Below are 15,286 nucleotides of genomic sequence, written 5' to 3' on the forward strand. Positions count from 1 at the left end.
GTTTTTTTTTTATATTATTATTGTTATTGTTTAATATTTTTATTTTAAAAATAAAAATTTAGAAATAATAAATATTAAATTAATTATATTTATATTAAAGTTTTATTATTTTTATATATAATTTTTTTTTAAAATATATAAATTAAAATTTTTATTTTATTTTTATAATATATTATTTTTTTTTAAAAAAAATAAAAAAATAAAAAAAAATTCTTATTAATTGTGAGAAAAATTCAAATGAATATATTTAAAAAATATATTAATCCTATTTTAAAAAAAAAGAAAAGAAAAATTAAAAGAAAAATAAATTTTTCTTTTGAATTATTCCCCTCATCTAAATTAATTTTAAAAAAAAATTTTATTTCTTCAATAAATAAAATAAATTCTTTAAATCCTACTTTTATTTCTGTGACTCATAGATCTAATAATAAAAAAAAAAATAATACATATAATTTTATTAAAACTATAAAAAATTATATAAATTCTCAATTAGTTCCTCATATTACATGTATTAATAATACTCGTGAAGAATTAAAAAATATTATAAAAAAATATTTAAATAAGAAGATAAAACATGTTATTGCATTAAGAGGAGATTCTTTAAAATTAAATAAAAAATATAAAATATATGCAATAGATTTAATTATTTTATTAAAAAAAATTTCTGATTTTTATATTTCAGTTGCGGCATATCCTGAAGTTCATCCAGAAGCAAAAAGTGAAAGATTTGATTTAATTAATTTAAAAAATAAATTTGATGCTGGTGCTGATCAAGCAATTACTCAATTTTTTTTTGATATTGAAACATTTTTACGATTTCGAGATAAATGTTCTGGAATTGGAATTAAAAAAAAAATTATTCCGGGTATTCTTCTTATAAATAATTTTAATCAAGTTTATAAATTTTGTTTATTTTCAAATATTTATCTTCCCAAATGGATTAAAAATTTATATTTAAAATCTAATAATTTTAAAGATAATACAATTGGTTTAAATATTGCTATAAATATGATTAAATCTCTTTATAAAGAAGGTGTATATGATTTTCATATATATACTTTAAATAAATTAAATTTTTCTTATTCTGTATGCAATGCCATAAATTTAAATTAAAAGATCTTTTGTTTAATATAAATTTTTTTTAAAAAATTCTGATATAATAATTTTTATATTTATTTATATTAAAATTTTAAAAATTTATTTTATAATTTATTATATATAATTTTGTAAAAATTTTTTAATTATCAAAAATAATAATTTTTTATATTAAGGATTGAAAAATTTTGAAAAAAAATATAGTTGTTTTAGCATATTCTGGAGGATTAGATACTTCTGCTATTATTCCATGGATTAAAGAAAATTATGATTTAGATGTTTTTTCTTTAGTTGTAGATATTGGTCAATCTAAAAATGATTTAAAAGGAATAAAAGAAAAAGCAATAAAATCTGGATCTATTGAATGTAAGATTTTAGATTTAAAAGAAATTTTTGTAAAAGAATATATTTATCCTTTATTAAAATCAGGTTCTTTATATGAAGGAAAATATTTTTTAGGAACAGCTATTGCTAGACCAATTATAGCTAAAGCACAAGTTGAATTAGCAAAAAGAATTAATGCGTTTGCTATATCTCATGGCGCTACAGGAAAAGGAAACGATCAGGTTAGATTTGAAATTAATTATTCTACATTAGCTCCAGAATTAAAAGTTATTGCCCCATGGAGAGAATGGGAATTTAAATCTAGAGAAGATCTTTTAAATTATTTAAGAAAAAAAAATATTTCAACAGATGCAACATTAAAAAAAATATATAGTAGAGACGAAAATATATTGCATATTTCAACTGAAGGTGGTCTTTTAGAAGATTTATGGAATGAACCTCAGGAAGAGTGTTGGGTTTGGACAAATAGTGTTGAAAATTCTCCAAATATTCCAGAATATATTTTATTAAAAATAAAAAATGGTTGCGTTGTTTCAATTAATAATAAAAAAAAAACACCTTTTAAATGTTTAAAAAAATTAAATCAACTTGGATCTCTTCATGGAATAGGAAGAGTGGATATAGTAGAAAATAGAATTACTGGTTTAAAATCTCGTGGTTGTTATGAAACACCTGGTGGAACAATAATGAATGAAGCAATTAGATCAATTGAGCAATTAGTTTTAGATAAAGAATCTATGAAATGGAAGTCTCAATTATCTATAGAAATGTCACATATTATTTATGAGGGAAAATGGTTTTCTCCTATTAGATATTCTATTCAATCTGCTATTGATAGTTTATCTCAATATATTACTGGTGAAGTTGTATTAAAATTATATAAAGGTAGTGTTACAGCAGTTCAAAAAAAGTCTATGTATTCATTGTATTTAAAATCTTATTCTACTTTTGGATCGGATTCTGTATATAAACAATCAGATGCAACAGGTTTTATTAATCTTTTTTCTCTTTCTTCGAAAATTAGATCGATTCAAAATAAATAATTTATTTTAACAAAATTTTTTATAATGGAAAAGATAATATGGCTCTTTGGGGTGGACGATTTTTAAAAAAACCAAATTCTCTTTTTAAAAAATTTAATAATTCTTTAAAAATAGATTATGTTTTAATTAAAGAAGACATAAAAGGATCAATTGCATGGTCTAAAATTTTATTAGATAGCAAAATAATTAAAAAAAATGAACAAAAACAATTAGAAACAGCATTAAATTTAATATATAAAGAAATTAAAAATACTCCAAAAAACATTTTATTAAGTAACTCAGAAGATATTCATTCTTGGGTAGAAAAAAAATTAATTTATATGTTAGGAGATATTGGTAAAAAAATTCATACAGGACGTAGTAGAAATGATCAAGTTACGACAGATTTGAGGTTATGGTGTAAAAATAAAATAAATAGTATAAAAAAAAATATTTTAAATTTAAAAAAATCATTATTGTATTTATCTGAAAAATATTTTTCTGTTATTATTCCTGGATATACACATTTACAACATGCTCAACCAATATTATTTTCTCATTGGTGTTTAGCTTATTTTGAAATGTTAAGTCGGGATTTTGATAGATTAAGTGATTCATTTAAAAGAGTTGATATTAATCCTTTAGGTTCTGGAGCATTAGCTGGAACAGGTTGGAAAATAAATAGAAACAAATTATCTAATTTTATGAATTTTTCTAAAACAAGTAGAAATAGTTTAGATAGTGTTTCTGATCGAGATTATGTTATTGAGTTATTATCAATATCTTCAATAGGAATGATGCATTTATCAAGATTTTCTGAAGATTTAATATTTTTTAATTCTGTTGAATGTAATTTTATTGAATTATCAGATGATATTACATCAGGTTCTTCATTAATGCCTCAAAAAAAAAATCCAGATGCATTAGAATTAATTAGAGGAAAAACAGGAAGAGTATATGGTTCTTTAATAAATATTTTAGTTTTATTTAAAGGATTACCATTATCATATAATAAAGATATGCAAGAAGATAAAGAAGGATTATTTGATTCATTAAAAACATGGAAAGATTGTTTAAAAATTTCTAAAATAATTTTATTAGGATTAAAATTAAATAAATATGTATGTGAAAAATCAGCTGAAAAGGGTTATTCTAATTCTACAGATTTAGCTGATTATTTAGTTAAAAAAGGAATTAGTTTTAGGGAGTCTCATCATATTTCTGGAAAAATAGTTTTATATGCAATAAGTAAAAAAAAATCTTTATCTCAATTAAATTTAAATAAATTACAAAATTTTTGTAAATTAATTAAACAAGATATATATAAATATATTACATTAAAAAAATGTTTAAAACAAAAAAATTCTAAAGGGGGGACTTCACCAAAACAAGTGTTATCCGCAATTAAAAAATATAAAATAGAGATTTTAAAAAAAAATATTAATTAATTTATTATATTTCAAAATTAATTTGTTATTTTTTTTTAATAATTTTTTTATTTTTATTTTTTAAAATTTTTATATTAAAATTATTTTTTATATTATTTATAAAATTTAAGGGATTTATTATGAATAATTTTATACATTTTTTTCATAAATATGTATTAATTTTTTCTATATGGTTTATTTCATTTTTTTTTATTATTTCTTTATCAATTAAAGATTTATTTTTTAAAGCTAAATTTATTAATATCAATCGTTTAATTTATCTTGTAAATAAAAAAGATTCTTTTATTATAGATTCTCGATCTAGAAAAAATTTTTTGTCAGGTCATATTCCAAATTCTTTAAATATTCCATTTAAAAAAATTAATGATTTTGATATTAAAAAATTATTTTATTTAAAAAATAAAAAAATTATTTTTATTTTTGATTCTCATATTTATTTAAATCATTATATAAAAATTTTTATAAATGTTGGTTTTAAAAAATTATATATATTAAAAAATGGATTAGATAAATGGAACGCTAAGAATTTACCATTAATTTCTAAAAATAATTTATAAAAAATTTTTATATATTAAATTTTTAAAAAAAACAAAAGTATGTAAAAATATAAAAAAAAAAGAAAAAATATATAAAAATTAATAATAAGAGATTGTTTTATGTTGAATAAAAAAAATAATATAACAAACGATGAAGTGACTTTTCAAATTCATAAAATTTATGTTAAAGATTTATCTTTTGAATCTCCTAATTCTCCAAATGTTTTTAAAGAAAATTGGAATCCAAAAATTTCTTGTGATTTAAATAATATTTTTGATAAATTAGAAAAGAATCTATTTGATGTTACTTTAAGAGTAATAGTAAAAGTTCATATTAATTTAAAATTGATATTTTTATGTGAAGTTCATCAATCTGGAATTTTTTATATTCAAGGAATGTCTAAAAAAAAACTTCTTTATTGTTTAGGTGTATATTGTCCTAATATTTTATTCCCCTATTCTAGAGAGTGTATATCTAATTTAACATCAAAAGGTGGGTTTCCTCAATTAAATTTAGAGCCAGTAAATTTTGATTCTATGTTTAATAAAAATAATATTAAAAAATAATGTATTTTTTTAAAAAATTTTAAAAAAATATTATTTTGTTAACAATAATTATTTGATTATTGTTAACGATATTTTATAAAAAATAAATAATTTAATTTAATCGTCTAAAAAACTTTTTAATATTTCTGATCTACTAGGATGTCTTAATTTTCTTAATGCTTTTGCTTCTATTTGTCGAATACGTTCTCTGGTTACATCAAATTGTTTTCCAACTTCTTCTAATGTATGATCTGTATTCATATCAATTCCAAATCTCATTCTTAAGACTTTTGCTTCTCTTGGAGTTAAACCAGAAAGAATATTATTAGTAGCATTTTTTAAACTTTTAGATGTAGCTGAATCTAACGGAAGTTCTAATGTTGTATCTTCTATAAAATCACCCAAATGTGAATCTTCATCATCCCCGATTGGTGTTTCCATTGATATTGGTTCTTTTGCAATTTTTAAAACTTTTCTAATTTTTTCTTCTGAAATGAACATTTTTTCAGATAATTCTTCGGGAGTTGGTTCTCTTCCTATTTCTTGTAATATTTGTCTTGATATTCTATTTAATTTATTTATTGTTTCAATCATATGAACTGGTATTCTAATAGTTCTTGCTTGATCTGCAATAGATCTTGTAATTGCTTGTCTAATCCACCATGTTGCGTATGTTGAAAATTTATATCCTCTTTTATATTCAAATTTATCTACTGCTTTCATTAATCCAATATTTCCTTCTTGAATTAAATCTAAAAACTGTAATCCACGATTAGTATATTTTTTTGCAATAGAAATAACTAATCTTAAATTTGCTTCAACCATTTCTTTTTTTGCAAATTTTGCTTTTTTTTCTCCTATTATTATTTTTTTATTTATTTCTTTAATTTGACTAATGGATAGATGTATTTTTTTTTCTATTTTTTTTAGTTCAGATATTCTATATTCAATTTTTTTTTTAATTTTATTTATTTTTTTATCCCAATTTTTATTCATTTTTTGAGCTTGTTTTATCCATATTTTATTTGTTTCATTTCCTATAAATAATTTTAAAAAAATTTTTCTTGGTATTTTGCATTTTTTTATACATAATTTCATAAGAATTTTTTCTTGTATACGAATACGATTTATCATTAATTTTAAATTTTTCATTAAATAATTAAATTTTTTTGGAACTAATTTAAATTGTTTAAAAATTATAGATAATTTTTTTATTTCTTTAATAGAATCTACATGATTTCTTTTTTTTTTATTTATTATTTTATTTGTAATATAATATTGATTTTTTAGTTCAGAAAATTTTTTTTTTGCTAATTTTATATCTATATTTTCTTCTTCTAAAGTTTTATTATTTTTTTTATTATTATTTGAGTCTTTATTACAATAATGGTTATTATTTTTAACAGAATTTTTACAATTATATTCAATATTTTTATCTAAAAATCCAGTTATTACATCTGATATTTTTATTTTTCCTAATTTTATATATTTATATTGTTTTAATAAATATTTAATTGATTGAGGATATTTTGAAATAGAAGATTGAATTTTTTGTATTCCTTTTTCTATTTTTTTAGCTATTTTTATTTCACCTTCTCTTGTTAATAACTGAACAGTACCCATTTCTCTCATATACATTCTGATAGGATCCGTTGTTCGAACTAATTCGGTTTCAACATTTGATAAAACTTGAGTTACTGCATCGACAGTATCTTCGTCAGTATCGTTATTATCTCTAGAATTATTTAAAATTAAATCGTCTAAATCAGGAGCGTTTTCAACTACTTGAATTCCCATGTCGTTAATCATTTTAATTATATCTTGAATTTGTTCTGAATCAATCATATCTTCTGGTAAATGATCATTAATCTCAGCAAAAGTTAAAAATCCTTGTTCTTTGCCATAAGTAATAAGCGATTTAAGCTGTGATTTTGGTTTTTGATCCATAAGATAATATCCATTATTATATTAATTTAAATTAAATAAAAAATATTATTTTAAACAATATTATTAAATTTTAATAAATTTTTTTATTTATTTTTTTTTTAAATTATATTTAAAATTTGTATAAAACTTTCTTTATTTTTTTTTTAATATATTGATTAATTTTTTATTAGTTTTCCAAAGTTTTTTTTTTTCATTATTATTTAATCCAATATTATTTTCTTTTAAGATCATTTTTTTTATTTTATTTTTTAAATATTTTATATTTAAATAATTTAATATTTCAAGAAAAGTTTTTTTATATTTTTTTTTAGAGATCATATTGTTCCATTGAGCTAAATATTTTAAAATATTATATATTTTTTTATTTCTAAATTGTTCTAATAATAATCCTGTATTTATATTATTTTCTTTTTTACATTTTTTTATAATTTTTAAAAATATTTGTATTCCTATTTTTTTTTTATTTACAAATTTTATATTATTTTTAGTTAATTTACATAATTTAGGATTTTGTAGAACTAAACTAATTAATACTTTCATTAAACTATATTTTTTTTGTTGATTATAATTAATTATTTTTTTTTTAAATAAAATTTTTTTTAAATGGTATTCATCTAAAATTCCTATTTTTTTTCCTAATAATTTATATAAAAAAAATTGATATGTTTTACTTGGAATTTTTTTAATTAAAGAAATTGAGTTATAAATAAAATTTTTTTTCCCTTCAACTGTTCGAATATCGTTTTTTTCTAAAATTTTTTTAAATAAAAATTTTGACATACACATTGAATTTTTAATTCTATTTTTAAATTTCTTTTTTCCTTCTTTATTAATTATTGAATCTGGGTCTTCATTTTTTGGAAGAAAAATAAATTTTATTTCTCTTTTTCCATATAAATATGGTAAAGAATTAACAAGAGTTTCCCATGATGCGTTTTTTCCAGCTGTATCTCCATCGTAACAAAATATAATTGTATTTGTAGAATTAAATAATATTTTAATATGATATTTTGTATATGCTGTTCCAAGGATTGAAATTGAATTTTTTATTTTAAATTGAGTTAATGAAATAACATCAAAATATCCTTCTACTACTATTATATATTTTAAGTTTGTTCTTTTTTTTTTTATTTCATATAATCCATAAATTTGTTTTTTTTTATGAAATATTTCTGTTTCTGGAGAATTTATATATTTTGGTTGTTTTTTTTCAATAATTCTTCCTCCAAATCCAGTAATTCTTCCATGTTTATCTCTAATTGGAAATATTATTCTTTCATTAAATCTATTATATATTTTTCCGGAATAATTTATTTTTATAATTCCAGCATCTATTAAATCTTTTTTTTTAAATTTTTTTAATTGAGTTTTTAATATTTTTTTCATTGCTATAGAATTAGAATATCCTATAAGAAATAAATTCAATATTTTTTTATTAATTTTTCTATTTTTTATATATTCTTTTGCTTTATTTGAATTTTTATTTATAAAATTTTTATAATATATTTGAGAAATATTTTTCATTAAATCATATAAATTTTGTCTTTTTTTATATTTGTTTTGTGTGTAAATTGTATTATTTTTATATGGAATAGGAATATTATTTAAAATTGATAATTCTTCTATACATTCTATAAATGTTAAATTGTCATAATTCATTAAAAAATCAATTACATTTCCATGAGAATGACATCCAAAACAATGATAAAATTGTTTTTCATAACTAACAGTAAATGAAGGTGTTTTTTCTTCATGAAATGGACATTTTGTTTGATAGTTTTTGCCTTTTTTTTTTAATTGTATTTTCGATTGAATTAAATCAACAATATTTGTTTGTAATATTAATTCATTAATAAAAATTTTTGGAATTTTACCAGTCATATGCCTCAAAAATAAGATTATTATATTTAAAAATTTATTATTACCGTTCGTAAATATATGAACGGTTTTTTAATAATATTTTTACAAATTAATTGTTTAATACATTCTAGTTCTTTTTAAATTTTCTCGACACATTTTTTTTATTAATCTTTTTATTGCAGAAGCTTTTGCTCTTTTTCTCTTTGTTGTTGGTTTTTCGTAACATTCTCGTTTTCTAATTTCAGATAAAATTCCAGCTTTTTCGCAAGATCTTTTAAATCTTCTTAAAGCTACATCAAATGGTTCATTTTCACGTATTTTAATTATAGGCATTTTATTTTCTTTTTTTATGATATATTTTATAAAATATTATAAAACAATTTATAAAATTTATAAATTTAAATTATTAATATAAATTTTTAATTTTTTTTTAAGGAAAAAATATGAAAATTTTAGGAATTGAAACATCATGTGATGATACTGGAGTAGCTTTATATGATGATCAATTTGGGTTATTATTTAATAAAAAATTAAGTCAATCAATTCATAATAAATATGGGGGAATAGTTCCAGAAATAGCAGCTAGAGAGCATTTGTTAAATATTATTAAGTTAATTGATATAATTTTAAATAAAAAAAATATTAATAAAAAACATATTTCAGCTATAGCTTACACAGCTGGACCAGGTTTAGTAGGATCTTTATTAATTGGATCTTCATTTAGTATATCATTAGCATATTCTTTAAATATTCCAACAATTCCAATTAATCATATGGAAGCACATTTATTATCTGTTATGTTAGAAGATCAATGTCCTATATTTCCATTTTTAACACTTTTAGTTTCAGGGAAACATACTCAATTAATTTATGCCAAAAAACTTGGAATATATTATTTATTAGGAGAATCTTTAGATGATAGTGCTGGTGAAGCTTTTGATAAAATTTCAAAAAAATTAGGTTTAAGATATCCAGGAGGTCCTGAAATTTCAAAAATATCAAAATTTGGAGTTTTTAATAAATATTTTTTTCCTAGACCAATGTTATATAGCAAAAATTTAAATTTTAGTTTTTCTGGTTTAAAAACTTCAGTTAGTAATTTTATTGATCAATTTTCTTTTTTAAGTTTTCAAAATAAAGCTGATATATCTAATGCTTTTGAACATGCAATTATAGATGTTTTAGTTTTAAAATGTGAAAAAGCTATTATACAAAATAATTTAAATCGTTTAGTTGTAGCTGGAGGAGTAAGTTCAAATTTTTTGTTAAGAAAAAAATTAAAAATAATGTTATCAAAATATAATGGTAATGTTTTTTTTCCAAGAAATGAATTTTGTACAGATAATGGAGCAATGATAGCATATACTGGTTTTTTAAAATTTAATTCTAAAATATATAAATCAGATTTAAATATTAAAGTTTATCCAAAATGGAATATTTATAAATAATTTTTAAAATAATTTATTTTTTAATTTAAATATTTAAATATTTTATTAAATCTTTAATGCTAATGATAGTCATATTATGTATTTTTGAAAATTTAATAATATCTTTTTTATTAGACATAGATCCATCTTTATTTGTTAATTCAGATATAACACTATATTTTTTGAAACCAGCTAATTTTAATATTTCTAAAGAAGATTCTGTATGTCCTTTTCTATATTTAATTCCACCTACATGTTCTCTTAATGGAAATACGTGACCTGGTTTATTTAAATCATTATATTGAACATCAACAGAAATAGCTGTTTTTATAGTTTTTAATCTATCTTGTGCTGATACTCCTGTAGTAACTCCTTTAGCGGATTCAATACTTACAGTAAAATTAGTTTGATATTTACTTGTATTGTTTTTAACCATCATTGGAAGTTTTAATTGTTTTCTTTTTTTTTCTGTAATACATAAACATATAATTCCACTAGTATATCGAATAGAAAGAGCCATTTGTTTGATTGTCATTGTTTCAGCAGGAAAAACTAAATCTCCTTCATTTTCTCTATTTTTACTATCTGTTATAATTATTCCTTTTCCATTTTTCAAATCTATTATAGCTTTTTTTATTCTGTTATTATAATTAAAAATTTTTTTATTCATTTAATTCTCTTATTTTTAAATAATATAAAAATATTTTTATATATTTTTTAATTAAAAATTTTAGCATATTTTTAATTCTTAGACTATATTATATTTAATATTTTTTAAATTTTTTTATTTAAGATAATAAAAATTTTAATAGGATATTTTATGAAAATTTATTTAGTAGGAGGAGCTGTTCGAGATTTTTTATTAAAACTTCCAATAAAAGATCGTGATTGGGTTGTAGTAGGATCTTCTCCTAAAAAATTAATTGATAAAGGTTTTAAACAAGTAGGAAAAGATTTTCCTGTTTTTTTACATCCTAAAACTTTTGAAGAATATGCATTAGCTCGAACTGAAAAAAAAGTTGGAACTGGTTATAAAGGTTTTCAAACAAATTATTCTAAAAAAATTACTTTAAATGAAGATTTAATTCGACGTGATTTGACTATAAATTCTATTGCACAAGATAAATATGGAAATTTTATAGATCCTTATAATGGAATAAAAGATATTAAATTACGAATTCTTCGTCATGTTTCTAAAGCTTTTCAAGAAGATCCTTTGAGAATTTTAAGAGTTGCTAGATTTTTATCTCAATTATCTCATTTAGGATTTAGAATATCTAATAAAACTATTAAATTAATGAAAAATATTGTAAAAAATAAAGAAATGTCTTTTTTAACTAAAGATAGAATATGGAATGAAACAAAAAAAGCATTAATGTCATATTCTCCTCATATTTATTTTTATATTTTAAAAAAATGTAATGCTTTATCTTTTATTTTTCCAGAACTTAATTTTTTATATAATTTAAAAATAAAATATTTACCTTTAAAAAACAATAATTTAGAAAATCATTTTTTATTTTCTTTTTCTAATTTTTCAAAAAATAATTTAAATCTTGATTTAAGATTTTCTTTTATTTGTCAATTTCTTATTTATTATAAATATATTTATAAGATTGATAATAAATTTAATAATAATATTGATTATTCTAATTTAATTAAAAATATGTTAATAAGATTAAATGTTCCAGTTTATATTAGAAAATTATCTATAATCATTTCAAATAATTATTTTTTTTTGCATAATATTTTTTTAAAATCATCGAAAGATATTGTTATTTTATTTGATAAAATTGATATTTGGAGAAATCCATATCGAATTATTCAATTAGGAATTTTAAGTAAATATTGTATATTTTTTTCAAAGTGTAAATATTCTTGTAGTAATTATAATATTAAAAATTTTCTTAAAATTATTTTTATTCTTTTAAATTCAATTTCTATTTCTTGGATTGTCAATACTTGTGGTTTAAAAGGTTATAATATAAAAAAAGAATTAATTAGATTAAGAGTGTTATTATTAGATATTTATAGATTAAAAATTTATTTAATTAAATAAAATTTTTATATATTTTAAATATAAATATTATTTAAAATAATCAATTTTTTTAAAATAATTTTTTAAAATACTTTTAAACGGCGTTTAAACGCCGTTTTAAATAATATTCTCTAATTTTTATTAACATACATAATTATACTTTTTCCGGCAGTAATTAAACCTGTTTTTTTTTCAATTATTTTAAATTGATCTATATTAGATATTACAACAGGTGTAATAATTGATTTTGCTATTTTTTTTAATAATTTCAAATTAATTTTTATTATCAAATCTCCTTTTTTTACTTTTTCTCCTTCTTTTACGTAAGATTTAATAAATCCATTTCCATTTAATTTAACTGTATCAATTCCAAAATGAACAAACATTTGAATTCCTTCAGGAGATTCAATTGAAAAAGCATGTAATGTTTTGAATATTTTTCCTATTACTCCATCAATGGGAGATACTATATTATTACCAGTAGGTTTAATAGCAATTCCGTCTCCTACAATTTTTTTTGAAAAAACTACATCTGGTACGTCTTTTATTGAAATTATTTTACCAGATATAGGGGATATAATTTCTATTTTTTTCTTTAAATTGTCATCCTTTTTTGAGAAAAAATTTGAAATAAAACTCATTATGTTCTCCTACATTTTTATTTATAATAAATTTTCTTTTTTATTAAATTTTTTTATTAATTGTTTTACTTCTTTTACAGTTGATTTTTTTAAAACATTTTTTGCTAATTTTTTTGCTTTTATAAAACTTATTTTTCTAATTATATTTTTAATTGTTGGAATGGATATTGAACTCATACTTAATTCATCTATTCCCATTCCAATTAATAAAGAAATATATTTTTTATTACTTGCTAATTCTCCACATATTCCAGTCCATTTTTTTTCTTTATGAGATGAATTAATTACTTTTTTTATTAAATATAATATAGACGGACTCATTGTTTGATATAATTTAGAAATAAAATCATTTCCTCTATCTACAGCAAGTGTATATTGAGTTAAATCATTTGTTCCTATACTAAAAAAATCAACTTCTTTAGCTAAATATTTTGAAATAATAGCTGATGCAGGAGTTTCAATCATGACTCCTAATTCTATTTTTTCATCAAAATTTATTTTTTTTTTTCTTAATTTATTTTTAATTTTTTCAATTTCTTGTTTTAAATATTGAATTTCTTCTATTGAAATAATCATTGGAAACATAATTTTAAATTTTCCAAAAGCAGATGCTCGGAGAATTGCTTTTAATTGATCATATAATATATTTTTATTATCAATAGATACTCGAATTGCTCTCCATCCGAGAAATGGATTCTCTTCTTTTGGAAAATTTATATAAGAGAGATTTTTATCTCCTCCTATATCCATAGTTCGAATAATTATATTTTTACCAATCATTTTTTTAGCTACAGATTTATATGCTTGAAATTGTTCTTCTTCAGAAGGTAGATTATTTCTTCCCATAAATAAAAATTCTGTTCTATATAATCCAATAAATTCTGATCCATATTTTTTTGATTTTATTGCATCTTCATAGTTTCCTATGTTAGATCCTATTTTTATTATTCTTCCATCTTTTGTTATTGCAGAAAGATTTTTTAAAGATATTAATTTTTTTTGTTGTTTACAATATATTTTTTTTTTATTTTCAAATTTTTTAATTTTGTTTATATTAGGATTAACAATAATTTTATTATGTATACTATCTAAAATTAAAAAATCTCCATTTTTTATTTTTTTTGTAATATTCCCAATTCCAACAATAGCAGGTATTTCTAAAGATTTAGCCATAATTGAAGTATGAGAAGTTTTTCCTCCTAAATTAGTTGCAAAACCAATAATTTTTTTTAAATTTATTTGAGCAGTTTGAGATGGAGTTAAGTCATTAGTTATTAATATAATTTTTTTTTTTATATTATTAAGATCAATTATTTTAATATTTAATATATTTTTTAATAATCTATTACCAATATCTCGTATATCAATTGATCTATTTTTTAAATATTCATCTTTAATTTCTTCTAACGAATTTATTTGTTCTTGTATTATTTTTTCTACAGCGTATTCAGCTCGAATTAATTTATTTTTTATTAAATTAATAATTTCTTTTTCTAGCTCTTCATCTGTTAATAAAAGTATGTGCCCTTCGAATATAGATGCTTTTTTTTTTCCAAATTTTTTTTTTGCTTGAATTTTAATTTCTTTAATTTGGTTTTTTGATTTTTTTCTAGCCTTTAAAAATTTTTTAATTTCTTTCTTTACATTTTGACTAGATATTTTGTTTTTATTAATTTTTATTTTTTTTTCTTTGAAAAGAAGAGCTTTTCCAAAAACAATGCCTGGCGATACTGAAATTCCTGAAATCATGACATTACCTTTGAATATAATAATTTATATAGTAATTAATACAAAATACATGTTATTAAATTTTAATTATTTTTTAAAATTTTTATATCAATTTTTTAATAAAAATGGATATTTCGTTCATTGCTTTTTGTTCATCTATACCATTTATAGATAAAATTATATTACTACCTTGAGTTAACCCTAAAGTTTGAAGTTTAAATAAACTTTTTGCATTTGCTTCTTTTCCATTAGATATAATAGTTATATCAGAATTATATTTTTTAGCTTCTTTAACAAGTTGAGCAGCTGGTCTAGTATGTAATCCATTTTTTGATTTTATTTTTATTTTTTTTTGAAGCATTATAATATTTATCCTTAATTAAAAATTTTTTATTTTGTTTTTTTTTTTTTAAAAAATTTTTTAAATTATATAATTTTTTTAAAATATAAAAATTTATTTATTTTATTGAAGTAAATTATTTTTATATTAACATTAATATTTATACTCTTACAAAAAAAAAATAATAAAATTTTTTATATTTTTATAAAAATATTTAATTATAAATTTTTATTTATAATTATTAATAATTATAAAATTTTTTTTTTTAACTTAAGTTTTTTTAAAAAAATAACAAAAATTAAAACATTAAAAT

General features: G+C 19.1%; 14 protein-coding genes. 7 read left to right on the forward strand and 7 right to left on the reverse strand.

The annotated features are described in order from the left end of the window. Positions 1-237: 237 nt before the first annotated feature. The 5 genes from RJT80_RS00195 (at position 238) to secB (ending at position 5,013) form a co-directional block, all read left to right on the forward strand. The gene (locus RJT80_RS00195; protein WP_343187799.1) at positions 238-1,113 is read left to right on the forward strand and encodes a methylenetetrahydrofolate reductase; all 876 of its coding nucleotides are present in this window, start codon (positions 238-240) and stop codon (positions 1,111-1,113) included. A gap of 170 nt (positions 1,114-1,283) precedes the next feature. Beyond that, positions 1,284-2,483, forward strand: coding sequence for an argininosuccinate synthase (locus RJT80_RS00200; protein WP_343187800.1), 1,200 nt, complete (start codon positions 1,284-1,286; stop codon positions 2,481-2,483). 38 nt (positions 2,484-2,521) lie between these two features. Next, the gene (gene argH, locus RJT80_RS00205) at positions 2,522-3,910 is read left to right on the forward strand and encodes an argininosuccinate lyase (RefSeq protein WP_343187801.1); all 1,389 of its coding nucleotides are present in this window, start codon (positions 2,522-2,524) and stop codon (positions 3,908-3,910) included. Positions 3,911-4,029: 119 nt separating this feature from the next. Then, entirely contained in the window at positions 4,030-4,467 is a 438-nt protein-coding gene (locus RJT80_RS00210; protein WP_343187802.1) for a rhodanese-like domain-containing protein, read from the forward strand. A 99-nt stretch (positions 4,468-4,566) separates the two neighbouring features. Next, positions 4,567-5,013 (forward strand): protein-export chaperone SecB, encoded by a 447-nt coding sequence (gene secB / locus RJT80_RS00215; RefSeq protein ID WP_428994208.1) that lies wholly within the window; start codon positions 4,567-4,569, stop codon positions 5,011-5,013. A gap of 96 nt (positions 5,014-5,109) precedes the next feature. On the opposite strand, the gene rpoD is transcribed toward secB, so the two are convergent. The 3 genes from rpoD to rpsU all read right to left on the reverse strand — a co-directional run bounded on the left by rpoD (position 5,110) and on the right by rpsU (position 9,132). Then, a complete protein-coding gene (rpoD, locus tag RJT80_RS00220) occupies positions 5,110-6,939 on the reverse strand; it encodes an RNA polymerase sigma factor RpoD (RefSeq protein WP_343187803.1) in 1,830 nt (609 codons plus the stop codon). 132 nt (positions 6,940-7,071) lie between these two features. Then, positions 7,072-8,820 (reverse strand): DNA primase, encoded by a 1,749-nt coding sequence (gene dnaG / locus RJT80_RS00225; protein ID WP_343187804.1) that lies wholly within the window; start codon positions 8,818-8,820, stop codon positions 7,072-7,074. A 96-nt stretch (positions 8,821-8,916) separates the two neighbouring features. After that, positions 8,917-9,132, reverse strand: coding sequence for a 30S ribosomal protein S21 (gene rpsU, locus RJT80_RS00230; protein WP_343183586.1), 216 nt, complete (start codon positions 9,130-9,132; stop codon positions 8,917-8,919). Positions 9,133-9,242: 110 nt separating this feature from the next. Here rpsU and tsaD point away from each other — a divergent pair, with 110 nt between their 5' ends. Further along, a complete protein-coding gene (gene tsaD, locus RJT80_RS00235) occupies positions 9,243-10,247 on the forward strand; it encodes a tRNA (adenosine(37)-N6)-threonylcarbamoyltransferase complex transferase subunit TsaD (RefSeq protein ID WP_343187805.1) in 1,005 nt (334 codons plus the stop codon). Between the two features lie 25 nt (positions 10,248-10,272). Here tsaD and ribB read toward each other — a convergent pair whose 3' ends face one another. Then, a complete protein-coding gene (gene ribB, locus RJT80_RS00240) occupies positions 10,273-10,896 on the reverse strand; it encodes a 3,4-dihydroxy-2-butanone-4-phosphate synthase (RefSeq protein WP_343187806.1) in 624 nt (207 codons plus the stop codon). Between the two features lie 150 nt (positions 10,897-11,046). Between ribB and RJT80_RS00245 the strand changes: the two genes are divergently transcribed. Next, positions 11,047-12,285, forward strand: a complete 1,239-nt coding sequence (locus RJT80_RS00245; protein WP_343187807.1) for a tRNA CCA-pyrophosphorylase — start codon at positions 11,047-11,049, stop codon at positions 12,283-12,285. 110 nt (positions 12,286-12,395) lie between these two features. Here RJT80_RS00245 and crr read toward each other — a convergent pair whose 3' ends face one another. From crr to RJT80_RS00260, 3 genes are all read right to left on the reverse strand, one after another. Then, positions 12,396-12,905 carry a PTS glucose transporter subunit IIA gene (crr, locus tag RJT80_RS00250; protein ID WP_343187808.1) on the reverse strand — a complete coding sequence of 170 codons (510 nt, stop codon included), beginning with the start codon at positions 12,903-12,905 and terminating at the stop codon, positions 12,396-12,398. A gap of 21 nt (positions 12,906-12,926) precedes the next feature. Then, the gene (gene ptsI, locus RJT80_RS00255) at positions 12,927-14,654 is read right to left on the reverse strand and encodes a phosphoenolpyruvate-protein phosphotransferase PtsI (protein WP_343187809.1); all 1,728 of its coding nucleotides are present in this window, start codon (positions 14,652-14,654) and stop codon (positions 12,927-12,929) included. An 82-nt stretch (positions 14,655-14,736) separates the two neighbouring features. After that, positions 14,737-14,994, reverse strand: coding sequence for an HPr family phosphocarrier protein (locus tag RJT80_RS00260; protein ID WP_343187810.1), 258 nt, complete (start codon positions 14,992-14,994; stop codon positions 14,737-14,739). Between the last annotated feature and the right edge of the window lie 292 nt (positions 14,995-15,286).

The organism is Buchnera aphidicola (Periphyllus koelreuteriae), assembly GCF_039360445.1.
Lineage (GTDB): Bacteria > Pseudomonadota > Gammaproteobacteria > Enterobacterales > Enterobacteriaceae > Buchnera_J > Buchnera_J aphidicola_BM.

Coding starts and splice junctions, on each gene's coding strand:
- RJT80_RS00195 (WP_343187799.1), top strand. CDS start 238: ATGAATATATTTAAAAAATATATTAATCCTATTTTAAAAAAAAAGAAA.
- argH (WP_343187801.1), top strand. CDS start 2,522: ATGGCTCTTTGGGGTGGACGATTTTTAAAAAAACCAAATTCTCTTTTT.
- RJT80_RS00210 (WP_343187802.1), top strand. CDS start 4,030: ATGAATAATTTTATACATTTTTTTCATAAATATGTATTAATTTTTTCT.
- secB (WP_428994208.1), top strand. CDS start 4,567: ATGTTGAATAAAAAAAATAATATAACAAACGATGAAGTGACTTTTCAA.
- rpoD (WP_343187803.1), bottom strand. CDS start 6,939: ATGGATCAAAAACCAAAATCACAGCTTAAATCGCTTATTACTTATGGC.
- dnaG (WP_343187804.1), bottom strand. CDS start 8,820: ATGACTGGTAAAATTCCAAAAATTTTTATTAATGAATTAATATTACAA.
- rpsU (WP_343183586.1), bottom strand. CDS start 9,132: ATGCCTATAATTAAAATACGTGAAAATGAACCATTTGATGTAGCTTTA.
- tsaD (WP_343187805.1), top strand. CDS start 9,243: ATGAAAATTTTAGGAATTGAAACATCATGTGATGATACTGGAGTAGCT.
- ribB (WP_343187806.1), bottom strand. CDS start 10,896: ATGAATAAAAAAATTTTTAATTATAATAACAGAATAAAAAAAGCTATA.
- RJT80_RS00245 (WP_343187807.1), top strand. CDS start 11,047: ATGAAAATTTATTTAGTAGGAGGAGCTGTTCGAGATTTTTTATTAAAA.
- crr (WP_343187808.1), bottom strand. CDS start 12,905: ATGAGTTTTATTTCAAATTTTTTCTCAAAAAAGGATGACAATTTAAAG.
- ptsI (WP_343187809.1), bottom strand. CDS start 14,654: ATGATTTCAGGAATTTCAGTATCGCCAGGCATTGTTTTTGGAAAAGCT.
- RJT80_RS00260 (WP_343187810.1), bottom strand. CDS start 14,994: ATGCTTCAAAAAAAAATAAAAATAAAATCAAAAAATGGATTACATACT.